Source organism: Pseudomonas sp. BF-R-19, from assembly GCF_019956445.1.
Lineage (GTDB): Bacteria > Pseudomonadota > Gammaproteobacteria > Pseudomonadales > Pseudomonadaceae > Aquipseudomonas > Aquipseudomonas fluorescens_BH.
Window position 1 is genome coordinate 45707 of sequence record NZ_JAHBDN010000048.1, and the last position, 16919, is coordinate 62625.

Here is a 16919-nt window from a genome sequence, read left to right on the forward strand (position 1 = left end):
TGGGAGCGAGCTTGCTCGCGATGGGGCCAGTCCAGACAACACACAACTACAACCTGATCTCCACTTCCCCAAGATGCCCGCCATACGGCCCGAAACTCCTTTCGACCATATGCAGCGCCCCATCCGCCTGCACAATCAACGCCGTACTCGCCCGCGTTCCATAACTCTGGCTGGCAATGAACACGCTCGACAGCAATGTTTCGGTAGCCAGCCCGACACCGGTATCCGGCAACTCGGCAAACGGCGCGGTCTGCGCATCGCTCAATAATGCCAAAAGCGCCTGAGGCTGCGGATCATCCAGCACCTCGCTCAATGCAGCCTTGGCCTTGAGCAGCTTCGGCCACGGCGTATCCAGCCCGGCGTTCGACACGCCGTAGACTCCCGGTTGCAGCATCACGGCTTCCGTCTCCCGGGCATTGAAGTGCCAGAGCTCGTTCCTGTTGCCAACCAACAGATTGAAACCGCCATATTCAGGCGAACGTCTGACAACGTCGGCCAAATAGTCGTCAATCGAGCAGTCGCCCTCGAGGAATCGCGCGACCAGTTCCCCACGAGACTTGCGCCCTGGCGGTCGATGGGGATCGCGGATGTTGGTCAACGCCGCAAATCGTCCGTTGGCACCGACACCGAGCCAGGTGCCACCGGCCTCGAGGTCGCGCCCCGCATGCACGTGCGGCGCTTCGGGCCATGGCGCCAGCGGCAGGCTGGGGCGGGCGTAGAACTCATCGCGATTGGCCGCCACGACCAGCGGCAGGGCATGACCCGGTCGCCAGGCAAAAACAATCAGGCACATCAGGCTGTCCTTGTGTGTTTTTTGCTCACTCTACGCAGACATCGCTCATCGATCCATCGCCTTGCGCAGTGGAGCTTGAGGCCATGCATCCGTTACCATGCCGCTCCGGTTTTGGGGATACGGGCGGGACGACCATGGAATTTCTGCTCTATCTGGCGCTCGGCGCCTGTGCAGGTGTACTCGCCGGGCTGTTTGGCGTGGGCGGCGGGATCATCATCGTCCCGGTGCTGGTGTTCAGCTTCAAGGCCCAGGGGTTCGATCCGTCGATCCTCACGCACCTGGCAGTGGGCACCTCCCTGGCGACGATCATCTTTACCTCGGTCAACGCGGTACGTGAGCATCACCGCCGTGGCGCCGTGCGTTGGCCGATCTTCATGTGGATGACCGTCGGCATTCTGGTCGGTGCCGGGTTCGGCGCGCTGACGGCCGAAGCGATTTCCGGCCCCAACCTGCAGAAGCTCATTGGTGTATTCGCCCTGGTGATCGCCGCTCAGCTGGCGCTGGAGGTCAAACCCAAGGCCAGCCGAACCGTGCCGGGCAAACTCGGTCTGACCGTGGCCGGCAGCGTGATTGGCTGGGCTTCGGCGATTTTCGGCATTGGCGGTGGTTCGTTGACCGTGCCATTCCTGACCTGGCGCAGTGTGCCGATGCAGCAAGCGGTGGCCACTTCATCGGCCTGCGGTCTGCCGATTGCTTTGGCCAGTGCATTAAGTTTCATGATCCTGGGCTGGCACGATCCATTGCTCCCGGCCCATAGTCTCGGTTTCATTTATCTGCCGGCGTTGCTGGGCATTGCCCTGACCAGCATGGTGTTCGCCCGTTTCGGTGCGCGACTGGCCCACAATTTGTCGCCTAAGTTGCTGAAACGGCTGTTTGCCGCTTTGCTGTTCTGCGTCGGTCTGAACTTTCTAGTCTGAAGCATCTGCTCTGACGGGCAGCGCAATCCTGGCTTAATCCTGAGGTGGCAGCGTCGCCCGGGAATTTTTAAGATTTGAACTCTAACGAGGAGTCGCAATGCTGCCTTACCCGCAGATCGACCCGGTGGCCCTGGCCATCGGTCCGCTGAAAATCCACTGGTACGGTCTGATGTACCTGATCGGCATTGGCGGCGCCTGGCTGCTGGCGTCCCGCCGGTTGAACCGCTTCGACCCGACCTGGACCAAGGAGAAACTCTCCGACATGGTGTTCTGGATGTCGATGGGGGTGATCGTCGGTGGACGTCTGGGTTATGTGCTGTTCTACGATCTGGGCGCTTACCTGGCCAACCCGACGCTGATTTTCGAAGTGTGGAAGGGCGGCATGTCGTTCCACGGCGGTTTCATCGGTGTGATGCTGGCGGCGTTGTGGTTCGGCAAGAAGAACAACAAGTCGTTCTTCCAGCTGATGGATTTCGTTGCGCCGATGGTGCCGATTGGCCTGGGTGCCGGGCGCATCGGCAACTTCATCAACGCCGAGTTGTGGGGCAAGGCAACCGATGTGCCGTGGGCGATGGTATTTCCGACCGATCCGGCGCAACTGGCGCGTCATCCGTCGCAGCTGTACCAGTTCGCCCTCGAAGGCGTGGCACTGTTCCTGATCCTCTGGCTGTTCTCGCGCAAGCCGCGGCCGACCATGGCGGTATCGGGGATGTTCGCGCTGTTCTATGGCATCTTCCGTTTCATCGTCGAGTTCGTCCGCGTACCGGACGCCCAGCTGGGCTATCTGGCCTGGAACTGGCTGACCATGGGCCAGGTGCTGTGCGTGCCGATGATCGTCGGCGGGCTGTTCCTGATCTGGCTGGCGTATCACCGCGCCCCGGCGACTCCAGCGGCAGCCGTATAAAATTCGAACCCCGCAGCGATGGTTGCGGGTTCAAGGACACAGGTAATTCATGAAGCAATATCTCGAACTGGTCGCCCACGTCATCAAGAACGGCACCAAACAGGCCAACCGTACCGGCGTGAACACCATCAGCTTTCCCGGTGCGATGCTGCGTTATGACCTGCAGGAAGGTTTCCCGGCGATCACCACGCGCAAGATGGCGTTCAAATCGGCCATCGGCGAAATGTGCGGATTCCTGCGTGGCGTGAACAACGCTGCCGAATTCCGCGCATTGGGCTGCAAGGTCTGGGACCAGAACGCCAACGAAAACGCCCAGTGGCTGGCCAACCCGTTCCGCCAGGGCGAAGACGACCTCGGCGAAATCTACGGCGTGCAATGGCGCAAATGGCCGGCGTACAAGCAGATCCCGGTCAGCAACCCGGCTGCCATCGAGCAGACCCTGAAGCAAGGCTACCGCCAGATTGCCGAAGGCGAGGAGGACGGCCAGGCCTACGTAGTGCTGTACAAGGCCATCGACCAGGTTCGCCAGTGCGTCGACACTATCATCAAGGACCCGGGCAGCCGCCGCATCCTGTTCCACGGCTGGAACTGCGCCCAGCTCGATGAAATGGCCCTGCCGCCGTGCCACTTGCTGTACCAGTTCCATCCGAATGTCGAGACCAAGGAGATTTCCTTGACCCTCTACATCCGCTCCAACGACCTGGGTCTGGGCACGCCGTTCAACCTCACAGAAGGTGCTGCGCTGCTGAGCCTGATCGGTCGCCTGACCGGCTACACGCCGCGCTGGTTCACCTATTTCATCGGTGATGCGCACGTCTACGAAAACCACCTGGATATGCTCAACGAGCAGCTCAAGCGCGAACCGTTCCCGATGCCGAAACTGGTGATTTCCGACCGTGTGCCGGAGTTTGCCAAGACGGGTGTTTACCAGCCGGAATGGCTGGAGCTGGTGGAGCCGGGCGATTTCTCGCTGGAAGGCTACGAACACCACGCGCCGATGACCGCGCCGATGGCGGTCTGAAGCACGACACCGAACCCTTGTGGGAGCGGGCTTGCTCGCGAAAGCGGTGGATCAGTCGACATCAATGTTGAATGAACAACCGTATTCGCGAGCAAATCGAATCGTCGCACCGCCGCTCCCACATTTGGTTTTGCGGTGTTCTTAGTGGCCGTGACTACGGCCAACATGGGAATGCTCAACCTCCGTCGCCACAACCCCACCGCTCACTTCCAGCCGCTGCAAAATCCCGCATTGATCGACCCCCGGCCCCTCGTTGCAGCGTTGGCGCAGGTCGAGCAGTTGTGTCTGCAAGGCCAGCAAGCCGTCGATCCGCGCCTTGACGTGGTGGATGTGCTCGTCGATCAGCGCGTTGACGCTTTCGCACTGGTCCTGCGGACTGTCGCGAAACGCCAGCAGGCTGCGGATTTCTTCGAGCGTCATGTCGAGGGTGCGACAGTTGCGGATGAAGGTCAGGCGCTCGGCGTGGGCCTGGGTGTAGACGCGATAATTGCCATCACTGCGGGCCGGTTCCGGCAGCAGGTTCTCGCGCTCGTAGTAGCGGATCGTTTCCACGGCGCAGTCCGTGAGTTTCGCCAATTCTCCAATTTTCATGACGCCAATCTCCAAAACTCCAGAAAGGGTGCTTGACCCTATAGTGGCTACAGGGTCTTTACTTGGCAACAGGCACTCTTATGGATGCAACCAATGAGCGATTCACTGCACTCCCACAAACCCGGGGCTGGACACGAGCACAGCCACAAGCTCAAACCCGTGCAAAAACATGGCCACGGCGGTCACGGCGACACCTGTTGCTCATCTAAAGCGGCAGCGCCTGCGCTGGTAAAACTGAGCGAATCGCCGACGATTGGCGCTAGGCTGAGTAGTTTCCGTATCGAGGCAATGGACTGCCCGACCGAGCAGACACTTATTCAAAACAAGCTAAGTAAACTGACCGGCGTGCAGCAGCTGGAGTTCAATCTGATTAATCGGGTGCTCGGTGTGACCCACGATTTGCCCGGTATCGAGCCGATCGTCGAGGCCATCAAGTCCTTGGGCATGCAGGCCGAACCGATGGATCAGGGTGCTGAAACCCCGACGCCGGCGCCCCGGAAAAAGCCGTGGTGGCCCTTGGCGCTGTCCGGTGTTGGTGCATTGCTGGCAGAGGTTATCCACTTCACCGGTTTCGCGCCGAACTGGGTGGTGGCGGTTATCGCGCTGGTCTCGATCCTCAGTGGTGGACTCGGCACTTACAAAAAAGGCTGGATCGCCCTTAAAAACCGCAACTTGAACATCAATGCCCTGATGAGCATTGCCGTGACCGGCGCAGTGCTGATCGGCCAGTGGCCGGAAGCGGCGATGGTGATGTTCCTGTTCACCGTGGCCGAGTTGATCGAAGCCAAGTCCCTTGACCGTGCGCGCAATGCCATCGGCGGCCTGATGCAGATGACTCCGGACACGGCAACGGTGTTGCAGGCTGACGGGAGCTGGCTTGAGCAGGATGTAAAAACCATTGGGCTCGGCGCGCGGGTACGGGTCCGTCCCGGTGAGCGCATCGGCCTGGACGGTGAAGTGCTGTCCGGTCGCTCGACCATCGACCAGGCGCCAATCACCGGTGAAAGCCTGCCGGTGGAAAAAACCGTCGGCGACAAAGTCTTCGCCGGGACCATCAATCAGGCCGGCTCCCTGGAGTACGCGGTGACCGCCGCGGCGGATAACTCGACCCTGGCCCGCATCATCCACGCCGTCGAGCAGGCTCAGGGCGCGCGGGCGCCGACCCAGCGTTTCGTCGACAGCTTCTCGAAAATCTACACCCCGGCAGTGTTCATCCTGGCCTTGGCCGTGGCGGTGATCCCGCCAATGTTCATGGGCGCGTTGTGGTTCGACTGGATCTACCGGGCGCTGGTGCTGCTGGTGGTGGCCTGCCCGTGTGCGCTGGTGATTTCCACGCCGGTGACCATCGTCAGCGGCCTCGCGGCGGCGGCGCGCAAAGGTATATTGGTCAAGGGCGGCGTCTATCTGGAGGGCGGTTACAAGCTCGACTACCTGGCCCTGGACAAGACCGGCACCATCACCCACGGCAAGCCGGTGCAGACCGATTACCTGTCGCTGGACCCGACCGCCGACGACTCGGCGCCCGCCATTGCCGCCGCGCTGGCCGGGCGCTCGGATCACCCGGTTTCCCTGGCCATCGCCAAAGCGGCTGTGGATAACCAGACCGCAATGCTGATTGTGGATAACTTCGAAGCGCTGGGCGGGCGCGGTGTACGCGGCGAGATCAACGGCCAGCTCTACCATTTGGGCAACCATCGACTGGTAGAGGATCTGGGCCTGTGTTCGCCGGCGCTGGAAGAAAAGCTGTTTGCCCTGGAAAAGCAGGGCAAGTCGGTGGTGCTGCTGCTTGATTCATCTGGCCCGTTGGCGCTGTTCGCTGTTGCCGATACGGTAAAAGCGTCCAGCCGCGAAGCCATCCTGCAGCTGCATGACCTGGGTATCAAAACCCTGATGCTCACCGGCGATAACGTCCACACCGCGCAGGCCATTGCCGCGCAAGTCGGCATCGACGAGGCCAAGGGGGACCTGTTGCCAGGCGACAAATTGCAGGCCATCGAGGCTCTTTATGCCCAGGGGCATCGGGTCGGCATGGTCGGCGATGGCATCAACGACGCCCCGGCGCTGGCGCGTTCCGAGATCGGTTTCGCCATGGCCGCCGCAGGCACCGATACCGCTATCGAAACCGCCGATGTCGCCCTGATGGACGACGATCTGCGCAAAATCCCGGCATTCATTCGCCTGTCGCGGCAGACATCGAGCATCCTCAAACAGAACATCGCCCTGGCTTTGGTCATCAAGGCGATCTTTCTTGGGGTAACCTTCGCCGGGGTCGCTACCATGTGGATGGCGGTGTTCGCCGACATGGGCGTGAGTCTGCTGGTGGTATTCAACGGTTTGCGCCTGCTGCGCAAGTAAAGGATGAGGGACGTTTGTGCTGAGTGCGGAGCTGAAGGCGTTTTACATGGTGGCCCGCCTGGGCAGCATTACCCAGGCTGCCAAAAAGCTCGGCCTGAGCCAGCCGACGGTGACGACGCAGATCCGCAACCTCGAAAGTCAGTACTCGGTCGAATTGTTCTACCGCGGCGGCCGGCGTCTCAGCGTCAGCGAGGAGGGTGCGCGGCTGCTGCCGATGGTCAAGGTGCTGATGCAACAGGAAGCCGACATCGAGTTCTTCCTGCGTAACTGCGGCCAGGTCCAGGGCACGTTGCGCATTGCCGCCACGGCGCCGTATTACATTCTCGACCTGGTGAAAACCTTCCGTGAACGCCTGCCGCAGGTTGAGGTGTCGGTGGAAATCGGCAACTCCCAACAGGTGCTCGAAGCGCTGGAGGATTACCGGGTCGATGTCGCGGCGTCGTCGCAGTTGCTCGATGACGCGCGACTGGTTCGCCGGGTGCTCGGCAGTGATCCGCTGGTGCTGGCGGTGCATCGCAATCATCCGCTGGCGGTTCACGATCACGTGCCGCTCGGCGCCTTGGCCGGGCACACCCTGCTGATGCGCGAACCGGGCTCGACCACCCGTCGTTTGACCGAAGAGTTGCTGGCCAGCGCCGGCGTGTGTTTCGGTCCGCTGCTGGAAATCGGCAGCCGCGAATCGATCCGCGAAGCGGTGCTGCGCAACATCGGCATCAGCATCATTGCCCGGCAGGAAGTGCCCCATGATCCGCAACTGCGAGTGCTGACCATCGAAAATGCGCCGCAGATTCCTGAATACCTGTATTGCCTCAAGGAGCGTAAAAACGCGCGACTGCCGGCAGCGTTTCTGGGGTTGGCGCAGGAAATGGCTCCAGCCTGAGATTTGTAGTGCCTGTCCTGGCCTCTTCGCGAGCAAGCCCGCTCCCACAGGGGACCGCGATCAACTGTGGGAGCGGGCTTGCTCGCGAAGGCGCCAGATCAAACAACACAGGGCTTGAAGGCTTAACCAAAAATCCCGAATACCACTATCGGCAGTTTTTGCCTTACTGCCACATGACGGACTCATTACAACTCTAGGATGGCCCCATCTGCTAGATGAGGTCCGTCCATGAACAACTCGATCGCAACTGCCCTGACCAACCCCGGCGCACCGATGAAAGTGCGCGGCGTACAGAAACGTTTTGGCGCCTTCACGGCGCTGGATAACGTCTCCCTCGACGTGGCAGCCGGTGAACTGGTGTGTCTGCTGGGGCCGTCGGGCTGTGGCAAGACCACCTTGCTGCGCTGCATCGCCGGTCTGGAGAAACAGGACAGCGGCGAGTTGTACCTGGGTGATCGTGACGTTTCCCACCTGGCGCCCCAGGCGCGGGACTACGGCATTCTGTTCCAGTCCTACGCGTTGTTTCCCAATCTCACCGTCGAAGCGAACATTGCCTACGGCCTCGCCGGCAGCGGTCGCGACGAGGTGCGCCGTCGTGTCGGCCAGATGCTGGAACTGGTCGGCCTGACCGGCAGCGAGAAAAAATACCCGGGCCAGTTGTCCGGCGGTCAACAGCAACGTGTGGCACTGGCTCGCGCCCTGGCACCGGCACCTTCGCTGTTGTTGCTGGACGAACCGATGTCGGCCCTCGATGCCCGGGTGCGCGAGCATCTGTGTACCGAATTGCGCCAACTGCAACGCAACCTCGGCATCACCACCCTGATGGTCACCCACAATCAGGACGAGGCCATGCTGATGGCCGACCGCATCGCCGTGATGAACAACGGCAAGGTCGAGCAATACGCCACACCGCAGGAAATCTATAACCGCCCGGCCACGCCATTCGTGGCGGAGTTCGTCGGCCAAGGTAACTGGTTGCCGTTCCAGCGCAGCAGCGACAGCCACGCCCAGGTCGGTGGAATGAGCATGCGTCTGGCCGATGGCGGCGCCAAGACAGCGTCGGGCCGATTGTTCTGCCGTCCGGAAGCGATCAACGTCAACCCGCTGGTGCACGAGGAAAACCTGTTCCCGGCCAAGGTTCGTGAAATCACCTTCCTCGGCAACCGCTGCCGCATGAGCTTCGAACTCGATCAGTTGCCGGGGCATGCGCTGTTGGCGGAGCTGGCACCGGAAGCCATGCCGCGCCTTGGCGCCCAGCAGATCATGGTCGCCTTGCCGCCGCGCAGCCTGCAGGTGTTTACCTGATGAGCGCGAACATCGCGCTGCCGCTGCCGCACAAGCAGGTTCGACAAACCACCCGCGCCGAGGTCGGTGACCGGTTGTTCGTAGTCGGCGGCAAAGTCCTCATGCTGGTGTTGTTGGGCGTTGCCGTACTGATGCCGTTGCTGGCGATCTTCTGGCGCGGTTTCAGCGCCGAAGCCGGGCAGGGCGGTGGCTGGGTCGCAGCGAAAGAACTGGTGACCAGCGAAAACTTCCATTGGTTGCTCGGTAACAGCCTGAAGGTTTCCCTCAGCGTCGCGGCCATTGTCGTACCGCTGGCTTACCTGTTTGCCTACGCGCTGCAACGCACCTTGATTCCGGCCAAAGGCATCTGGCGTGGCATTTCGCTGCTGCCATTGATGGCGCCATCGATGCTGCCCGGCATCGCGCTGGTTTATCTGTTCGGCAACCAGGGCATGCTGCGTGGCCTGCTCTCGGACAACATCTACGGCTTCTGGGGCATTGTGCTTGGTGAAGTCATCTACACCTTCCCGCACGCCTTGATGATTCTTCTGTCGGCCCTGTCCCTGGCCGATGCACGACTGTTCGACGCGGCCTCCAGCATGGGCGCGAGTCCTGCAAAAGCCTTCCGCAGCATCACCTGGCCGGCGACCCGTCAGGCCGTGTTCGCTGCATTCTGTCTGGTGTTCACCCTGACTATCACTGACTTCGGTGTGCCGGTGGTGGTCGGTGGCGACTATCAGGTGTTGGCGCTGGAAGCCTACAAGGCGGTGGTCGGCCAGCAACAGTTCGGTCGTGGTGCGTTGATCGGCATGGTGCTGTTGCTGCCAGCGCTGTTCAGTTTCGGGGTCGATGCCTGGTTGCGTCGTCGTCACGGTGACTCCATGAGCGGTCGCGCCCAGGTGTTCAAACCCGCGCCTTCGAAGCTGCGCGACAGCTGCTACCTGGCCATCGTCCTGCTGATCTGCGCCGCGCTGCTGCTGGTGTTCGGCATGGCGGTGTTCTCGTCCCTGGTGAAGTTCTGGCCGTACAACCTGTCGCTGTCGCTTAACCATTATCAGTTCAACGAAACCGCCGGCGGTGGCTGGCTGGCCTACGGCAACAGCTTGAAGATGGCCTTGGGCACGGCGCTGATCGGCAGCCTGCTGATTTTCACCGGCGCCTACCTGATGGAAAAAACCAAGGGCCAACGTGGCCTGAACCTGACGTTGCGCATGCTCAGTTTCGTCCCGATGGCGGTGCCGGGCCTGGTGCTGGGGCTGGGTTACGTCTTCTTCTTCAATCTCGCCGGAAACCCGCTGCACGTGCTCTACGGGACTATGACCCTGCTGATCGTCTGCACCATTGCTCACTATTTGACCACCGCACAAATGACCGCCACCACCGCGCTGCGCCAACTCGACGCCGAGTTCGAAGCCGCCGCGCTGTCGCTCAAGGCGCCGCTGTACCGCCATTACCTGCGGGTCACCGTGCCGATCTGCCTGCCAGCGCTGCTGGACATCGTGCGCTACCTGTTCGTCTCGGCCATGACCACCGTTTCGGCGGCGATCTTCCTCTACAGCCCCGACACCATCCTCGCGGCGGTGGCGGTGCTGAACATGGACGACGCCGGCAACGTCGGCGGTGCGGCAGCGATGTCGACCCTGATCCTGATTACCTCGGCGGGCGTGTCCCTGCTGCTGGCCTGGGCCTCGCGCGGTTTGCTGCGGCGCTCCCAGGCCTGGCGGCAGACCGCGCCCGGTCATTGAATCTGCACAACCCCTCAACTCAAAAAACAGGAAAAGATCATGTTCAAGCCTATGGCCCTGGCCGCTGCTGTCCTTACCGCTTTCAGCCTGAACGCCTATGCGGCGAAAACCGAGTTGACGGTGTACACCGCCCTCGAAGCCGAACAACTGAAGACCTACAAAGAAGCTTTCGAAAAGGCCAACCCGGACGTCGAAATCAAATGGGTGCGTGATTCCACCGGCATCATCACCGCCAAACTGCTGGCGGAAAAAGCCCGTCCGCAGGCTGACGCCGTGTGGGGCCTGGCCGCTTCGAGCCTGGCGATTCTCGATCAGCAAGGCATGCTGCAAAGCTACGCACCGAAAGACCTGGGCAAGATCGGCGCCAACTACCGCGACGCGGCCAACCCGCCAGCCTGGGTCGGCATGGACGTCTGGGCCGCGACCATTTGCTTCAACACCGTCGAAGCCGAAAAACAGGGACTGACCAAGCCAGTGAGCTGGCAAGACCTGACCAAGCCTGAGTACAAGGGCAAGATCGTCATGCCGAACCCGGCCTCGTCCGGTACCGGTTTCCTCGACGTCAGCGCCTGGCTGCAAACCTTCGGCGAGAAGCAGGGCTGGGCCTACATGGACGGCCTGCACCAGAACATCGGCCAGTACGTTCACTCCGGCTCCAAGCCTTGCAAACTGGCGGCGGCTGGTGAATTCCCGATCGGTATTTCCTTCGAGTACCCGGCCGTTCAGCTGAAACGTCAGGGCGCACCGCTGGACATCATCCTGCCGAAGGAAGGCTTGGGCTGGGAGATCGAAGCGACTGCGGTGATCAAGGGCACTGCCCATGAAGAAGCGGCGAAGAAACTGGCTGACTTCTCCGCCAGCCCCGAGGCGATGGAGCTCTACAAGGAAAACTTCGCCGTGCTCGCCCAGCCTGGCATCGCCAAGCCGCAGACCGAACTGCCGGCCGACTACGAACAGCGCCTGATCAAGAACGACTTCGCCTGGGCCTCGAAGAACCGCGACCAGATCCTGACCGAATGGCGCAAGCGCTATGACGGCAAGTCCGAGAAAGTGGCGGCCAAGTAAGGTCTTTATCGGCTGACAGGGCCTCATCGCGAGCAAGCTCGCTCCCACAGGGGATGTGCGTCGAACACAAAACCAATGTGGGAGCGAGCTTGCTCGCGATAGCGGATTCAAATTCAGGGCATCTCTAGATGACACAACACAACGACATGCTGATCGTCGGCGCCGGCATCCTGGGTTTGTCCCACGCGTATGCCGCCGCCAAGCGCGGTCTGAAGGTCACGGTTTTCGAGCGCAGCGAAACGCCTGTTGGCGCTTCGGTGCGTAACTTCGGCCAGGCACTGGTCACCGGCCAACCACCGGGACCGATGCTGGAACTCGCCCGCGCCAGTCGCGCAATCTGGGGCGATTGGGCGCAGCTCGCCGGCCTGCAACTCAAGCGCAATGGCTCGTACCTGTTCGCCCGCACCGAAGCGCAAGAGCAACTGCTGGAAGCCTTCTGCGAGGGCCGCGCCGTCGAACACGGTTACCGCGTCGACCTGCTGCGCGGCGCCGCGCTGCGCGATTTGTACGGCGGTCAGTTCCGCCATCACCGCGCAGCCTTGCATGGCATGGACGACCAGCAACTGTATTCCCGCGAAGCGATTCCGGCGCTGATCGACTTCCTGCGCCGCGACTTGGGCGTCAAGTTTCACTTCTCTACCCTGGTACGCGATATCGAGCCGGGTCGCCTGCACAGCACCGCCGGCAGCTTCAGTGCCGAGCAGATCATCGTCTGCTCCGGACACGATTATCAGACCTTGCTGGCCGAACAGATCGCCGAGCTCGAGCCGCAAATCTGTCGTCTGCAAATGCTCCGCGCGCGCCCGCAAATCAACCTCAATCTGCAACACGCGTTGCTCACTGGTTTGAGCTGCGTGCATTACGGCGCCTTTGCGGATTTGCCGGAAGCCGCCGCGGTACAGGCCGAGATTCTGCGGCACGCACCGCACCTGCATGAAAACGGTATCCACTTGCTGATCAGCCCGACACCCCATGGCGAATTGATCATTGGTGATTCGCACCATTACGGCAGCGATCCGTCACCCTTCAATGCCGAGCAGGTCGACGACTGGATGATCGAACTGGCCGAGCAGACCCTGGGCTGCAAGGTACAAGTGGTCGAACGCTGGCAGGGGGTCTATGGTTCACGGGGGCCGGGACCGTTCTCGTTCCTGCGCCCGGCAAAGGGCCTGAGCGTGGCATTGATGCACACCGGTGTCGGCATGAGCGTCGGCCCGGCGATGGCTGAACGAAACATCGCAGCTGTGTTGGGGGAAATCTGATGGAGCGCAACGAACAAGTCGTCGCTGAAGTATTCAGTCTGTACGAGCGCTTTGGCGACAGCGATTACATCGGTGAACCGGTTTCGCAGATCGAGCACATGTCCCAGGCGGCGGAGCTGGCCATGGCCGAAGGCTTCGACGATGAAGTGATTCTGGCGGCGTTCTTTCACGACATCGGGCATATCTGCACCGAAAGCGCGGAGAACATGGGTGGCTTCGGCGTGGTCAGCCATGAGCGTCTGGGCGCGGATTATCTGCGCCGCGCCGGATTCAGCGAGCGCATGGCGCGGCTGGTCGAATACCACGTGCAGGCCAAGCGTTATCTGACGCTGAAAGAGGCGGGATACTACGAGCGTTTGAGTGAGGCCAGTCGCCGAACCCTGGAATATCAGGGCGGGGTGATGACCGCTGAAGAGGCTGAGGCGTTCGAGAAAGACCCGTTGTGTGCCGTGAGCTTGCGCATGCGCCAGTGGGATGAAATGGCGAAAGAGATGCATGTGCCGGTGATTGATCTGGCGGTGTTGAAGGGTAAAGCGGTGCGTTTGCTGGCGGTGTAAGTCTCGGCACCGAGTGGCTGCCTTCGCGAGCAAGCCCGCTCCCACATTGGATTTGTGTCTGGTCACAGATTGATGTTCCAGCACAAAACCCTGTGGGAGCGGGTTTGCTCGCGAAGAGGCCAGCGCTGACACCATAAATCATCGGTCAGGCCACTAAAGCTGCAGCGCCAACACCTCAACCTGCTCTTGCCGCTCCGCCTGATTCAATTTGGGATGCGGATTCAACGACGACCACTGCGGATGCGCCCGCGCCTTGTTCAGCGCCTCGGGCAGTTTGCCTTCGCGCCAGGTTTTATCCTGTGGCGTGGCCACCTGAATGCTGTCCATCGCCGCATGCCCACGGGCATTAAGCGCTTGCAGCAATTGCCGCTGACGCAGCGCCAACAGCCGCAGCACGTTGTCATCCACCGTCAGTTCGCGCTGGCCCTTGATTTTGCCGAGCAGGCGGCTGCCATAACTGCGGGCGGTTTGCAGGGCGCCGCCGGCAATCGCTCCGGCCAATGCCGCCGCGCCCAGGGTGATGCCACCCACCAGTAAATCGACCCCGGCCCCGGCAGCCGCACCGGCAGCGATTCCGCCACCGACCCGCACGCCCAGTTGTTTCAGGGTTTCCGGATTGAACAAATCGTCGCCCCAACGGCCGTCGAGCAGCGGCAAATCACTCGCAGCGGCATCCTGTGGGCGAAAGGCATTGAGCTTGAGCAGGGCCTCGACACAACGCTGCTCACGTTGGCGCACGGCTTTGCGCAGTTCGTTGATTGCCTGTTGTTCCTGCTCGGCTTCACTGACCACGCTGCGTCGGCAGGCCGCGCAATCGATCAACAGTTCGGCAATCAACCGCGCCGCACTTTGCTGGCGAGCCAGACGCTGGGCTTGCTGATCGGCGATCAGGCGTTCCAGTTGCGGCCGGGCAGATTCCAGCAGCAGGGCGAGACTTTCATAGAGTCGACGCTCGCCATCCTCCGGCGGCGCGACGCTGTCAAAGCGCACCAGGGCATGCAAGCCCAGCCGCGCCAGCGCTTCACGCCATGCCGGTTCACGGTGGTTGGCGCTGCTGACGAAATTCAGCACTGGCAGCAAGGGTTTGCCGCAACTGGCCAGCACTTCCAGCTCGTCGCGGTACTTGGCCAGCACCGGCTCTCGGGCGTCGATCACGTAGAGCCCGGCGTCCGACGCCAGCAACTGGCGCAGCACCTTGGCTTCCTGCTCGAAGCGTTGCCGGGCTTCGCTGCCATCGAGGAAGCGCGCCAGCCGCGCCGGGCCGTCGAGGCGTTCGCCGGGACGCTCCAGGCGTTCGAGGTAGTCGAGCAGGGCGATGGCGTCTTCCAGGCCGGGAGTGTCGTAGAGATCGAGCAAGGGCTCGCCGTCCACCGACAACCGTGCGCCTTCGACGTGTCGTGTGGTGCTGGGACGGTGGGACACCTCGCCGAAACCCACGTCACGGGTCAGGGTGCGCAACAGCGAGGTTTTGCCGACGTTGGTGTGGCCGACGACGGCGAGTTTCAGAGGGTTAGTCATGACCCGTCTCCAGCCAGTTCATCGGCGCACAATCGGCAAAGGGTAGCTCAAGCTGTTGCAGCGCCACGTGCCAGTCGCCCAGGCGTTCGGCGTCCAGCGCTTCACCGGGGGGCGCCTGCAACAACCACACGCGGGTGGCGCTGGCGCTGCGGGCCAGTTCGGCAATCAAGGCCAAACTGCCGCGATCCGGCGAACGCCGTGGATCGCACGCAATGGCCAGGCGTGCCGGGGGAAAGCGGCTCAGTTGTTCGAGGAGTTTGTGCCGCGATTCGCGGCTGTCGAGAATGCCGGCGTTGTTCACGTTTTTCGGCAATTGCGGTGGCCACGGACGGTCGTCGTCCAGCTCGATGGCGACCAATAGAGCACCATCACTTTGTTGTTCGCTGACGCCGCTTTCCACTCGATGCAATTGCTCAGGCGCCGCATCGCTGATGCCGAGACGCTCACTGGTGGGCATCAAGCGTTCGCGCAGTTGCGCATAACCGGGCAGGTTCAAATCCAGACACAACGCCGTTTGCCCCGTCTTCCAGCGCCACAGGCAAAACAGTGCGAGCAGCAGGCGCGGCAAAACGCCGTAGACCAGCAATACGCCCACCAGCCAGGCGGCCCAGGCCTGGCGGGCGCTTTCGATGTTCAGGGCGGCGTCGCCACTGGCGCGAATCATCTCCTCGGTGGGCACGCTGAAACCGAGCAGGGCCGGCAGCGCGCCAAGGGCCTGGGTTACGGCAATAAAGGTGTCGGCACTGAGGATCGTGGTTTCCCAGACGAAGCCGTAGCGTCGGGTTGCCATCAACGTCAGCAGGATCACCAGTGCGCTGAGCATCGCCAGCAACCACAAGCCGTTGACCAGCACGCCGATGGCCCAGCGATTGAGTTTCTGGCGTTGCAGCAACAGCAGCAGGGCCGGTGCCAGTTGTGCGGCTTTGGCATCCCGGGCGAGCTTTTCGCTAAGCCACAGCCAAAGGCGCCCGAGGCTGGCGCCTTGTTCGCCAGCGAACACCAGGCCCAGGCCCCAGCTCAGCAGCAGTATCAGATTGAGCCCGAGCAGGCTGCCCAAGGCCCAGAACACATTCACCGGGTGCAGGCCGTCGCCCATTGCAGCAAAGGCCAGGCCGGCGCCGCTGATCACCGCCAGCACCGCCATTACGATCAGCGCCAGTCGCGCGCCTTGCAGCCAGTGTTTGAGAGCATCGGCCAGTCCATCGCGTTCGGCCAGCCACAGGGCCCGGCGTTGAATGCGCGACGGCAAATCGCCGCCGGCGCTGCGGGCCAGTCGGTTGGCTTCAAGGTCTTCCAGAGGGCCGGCGTACTCTTCGCGCAGGCGGATGGTTTCTGTCAGCCAGAGGGTATTGAGTTCAGTCACGCGGCATCCCGTCGCTTAAATGAGCTGTGAGCATAACCGCTGTGGCGCTTATCGGCGAAAGCGCGGCTCTGGTATCCTCGCCGGCATGACTAAATCACTCCCCCTCAGCCTGATCGCAGCCCTCGGTGAAAACCGTGTGATCGGCGTCGACAACAGCATGCCCTGGCACTTGCCGGGGGACTTCAAATATTTCAAGGCCACCACGCTCGGCAAGCCGATCATCATGGGCCGCAAGACCTGGGATTCCCTCGGTCGCCCGCTGCCGGGCCGATTGAACATCGTGGTCAGCCGTCAGGCGGATCTGGTGCTCGAAGGCGCGGAGGTTTATCCGTCGCTGGAAGCCGCCGTCGTTCGTGCTGAAGAATGGGCGAAGGAACAGGGCGTTGATGAGTTGATGCTGATTGGTGGTGCGCAGTTGTATGCGCAAGGGCTGGCGCAGGCTGATCGGTTATACCTGACCCGCGTGGCGCTGAGCCCGGAAGGGGATGCGTGGTTTCCGGAGTTTGATTTGGGCCAGTGGAAGCTGGTGTCGAATGTGCCGAATCCGGCCGAAGGCGAAAAACCGGCGTACAACTTCGAAGTCTGGGAAAAGGCTTAAAAGCATCGCGAGCAAGCTCGCTCCCACAGAGGGTTTGAGGTGAATCACAAATTGTGTGAACACCAA

Annotated in this window: 15 protein-coding genes; 11 read left to right on the top strand and 4 right to left on the bottom strand. The window is 61.8% G+C overall.

Going from position 1 to position 16919, the window contains the following annotated elements:
- Positions 1 to 46 precede the first annotated feature (46 nt).
- On the bottom strand, positions 47 to 793 hold the full coding sequence (locus tag KGB28_RS11925; protein WP_223445205.1) for an NRDE family protein: 747 nt from the start codon (positions 791 to 793) through the stop codon (positions 47 to 49).
- 134 nt (positions 794 to 927) lie between these two features.
- Between KGB28_RS11925 and KGB28_RS11930 the strand changes: the two genes are divergently transcribed.
- From KGB28_RS11930 to KGB28_RS11940, 3 genes are all read left to right on the top strand, one after another.
- Positions 928 to 1710: a sulfite exporter TauE/SafE family protein gene (locus tag KGB28_RS11930; RefSeq protein WP_150725009.1), complete on the top strand. Its 783-nt coding sequence runs from the start codon at positions 928 to 930 to the stop codon at positions 1708 to 1710.
- 97 nt (positions 1711 to 1807) lie between these two features.
- On the top strand, positions 1808 to 2614 hold the full coding sequence (lgt, locus tag KGB28_RS11935) for a prolipoprotein diacylglyceryl transferase (RefSeq protein WP_057712873.1): 807 nt from the start codon (positions 1808 to 1810) through the stop codon (positions 2612 to 2614).
- A 49-nt stretch (positions 2615 to 2663) separates the two neighbouring features.
- On the top strand, positions 2664 to 3635 hold the full coding sequence (locus tag KGB28_RS11940) for a thymidylate synthase (RefSeq protein WP_007995514.1): 972 nt from the start codon (positions 2664 to 2666) through the stop codon (positions 3633 to 3635).
- Between the two features lie 141 nt (positions 3636 to 3776).
- On the opposite strand, the gene cadR is transcribed toward KGB28_RS11940, so the two are convergent.
- A complete protein-coding gene (gene cadR / locus KGB28_RS11945; protein WP_223445207.1) occupies positions 3777 to 4226 on the bottom strand; it encodes a Cd(II)/Pb(II)-responsive transcriptional regulator in 450 nt (149 codons plus the stop codon).
- 93 nt (positions 4227 to 4319) lie between these two features.
- Here cadR and KGB28_RS11950 point away from each other — a divergent pair, with 93 nt between their 5' ends.
- The 7 genes from KGB28_RS11950 (at position 4320) to KGB28_RS11980 (ending at position 13374) form a co-directional block, all read left to right on the top strand.
- Positions 4320 to 6581, top strand: a complete 2262-nt coding sequence (locus KGB28_RS11950) for a heavy metal translocating P-type ATPase (RefSeq protein ID WP_223445221.1) — start codon at positions 4320 to 4322, stop codon at positions 6579 to 6581.
- Positions 6582 to 6597: 16 nt separating this feature from the next.
- A complete protein-coding gene (locus KGB28_RS11955) occupies positions 6598 to 7461 on the top strand; it encodes a LysR family transcriptional regulator (RefSeq protein ID WP_223445229.1) in 864 nt (287 codons plus the stop codon).
- A gap of 228 nt (positions 7462 to 7689) precedes the next feature.
- Complete coding sequence (locus KGB28_RS11960; RefSeq protein WP_223445231.1) at positions 7690 to 8766, top strand: putative 2-aminoethylphosphonate ABC transporter ATP-binding protein; 1077 nt, start codon at positions 7690 to 7692, stop codon at positions 8764 to 8766.
- Positions 8766 to 10490, top strand: coding sequence for a putative 2-aminoethylphosphonate ABC transporter permease subunit (locus KGB28_RS11965; protein WP_223445233.1), 1725 nt, complete (start codon positions 8766 to 8768; stop codon positions 10488 to 10490). Before KGB28_RS11960 ends, KGB28_RS11965 begins: the two co-directional genes overlap by 1 nt.
- 39 nt (positions 10491 to 10529) lie before the next feature.
- Positions 10530 to 11555 carry a putative 2-aminoethylphosphonate ABC transporter substrate-binding protein gene (locus tag KGB28_RS11970; protein ID WP_223445235.1) on the top strand — a complete coding sequence of 342 codons (1026 nt, stop codon included), beginning with the start codon at positions 10530 to 10532 and terminating at the stop codon, positions 11553 to 11555.
- Positions 11556 to 11683: 128 nt separating this feature from the next.
- Positions 11684 to 12817: a TIGR03364 family FAD-dependent oxidoreductase gene (locus KGB28_RS11975; RefSeq protein WP_223445237.1), complete on the top strand. Its 1134-nt coding sequence runs from the start codon at positions 11684 to 11686 to the stop codon at positions 12815 to 12817.
- Positions 12817 to 13374 (top strand): phosphonate degradation HD-domain oxygenase, encoded by a 558-nt coding sequence (locus tag KGB28_RS11980; RefSeq protein ID WP_223445239.1) that lies wholly within the window; start codon positions 12817 to 12819, stop codon positions 13372 to 13374. The genes KGB28_RS11975 and KGB28_RS11980 overlap by 1 nt, the downstream gene beginning before the upstream one ends.
- Positions 13375 to 13527: 153 nt before the next feature.
- Here KGB28_RS11980 and KGB28_RS11985 read toward each other — a convergent pair whose 3' ends face one another.
- Positions 13528 to 14892, bottom strand: a complete 1365-nt coding sequence (locus tag KGB28_RS11985; RefSeq protein ID WP_223445241.1) for a GTPase/DUF3482 domain-containing protein — start codon at positions 14890 to 14892, stop codon at positions 13528 to 13530.
- On the bottom strand, positions 14885 to 16255 hold the full coding sequence (locus KGB28_RS11990; RefSeq protein WP_223445243.1) for a DUF2868 domain-containing protein: 1371 nt from the start codon (positions 16253 to 16255) through the stop codon (positions 14885 to 14887). The genes KGB28_RS11985 and KGB28_RS11990 overlap by 8 nt, the downstream gene beginning before the upstream one ends.
- A gap of 85 nt (positions 16256 to 16340) precedes the next feature.
- Here KGB28_RS11990 and KGB28_RS11995 point away from each other — a divergent pair, with 85 nt between their 5' ends.
- The gene (locus tag KGB28_RS11995; RefSeq protein ID WP_223445245.1) at positions 16341 to 16853 is read left to right on the top strand and encodes a dihydrofolate reductase; all 513 of its coding nucleotides are present in this window, start codon (positions 16341 to 16343) and stop codon (positions 16851 to 16853) included.
- Positions 16854 to 16919: the final 66 nt, after the last annotated feature.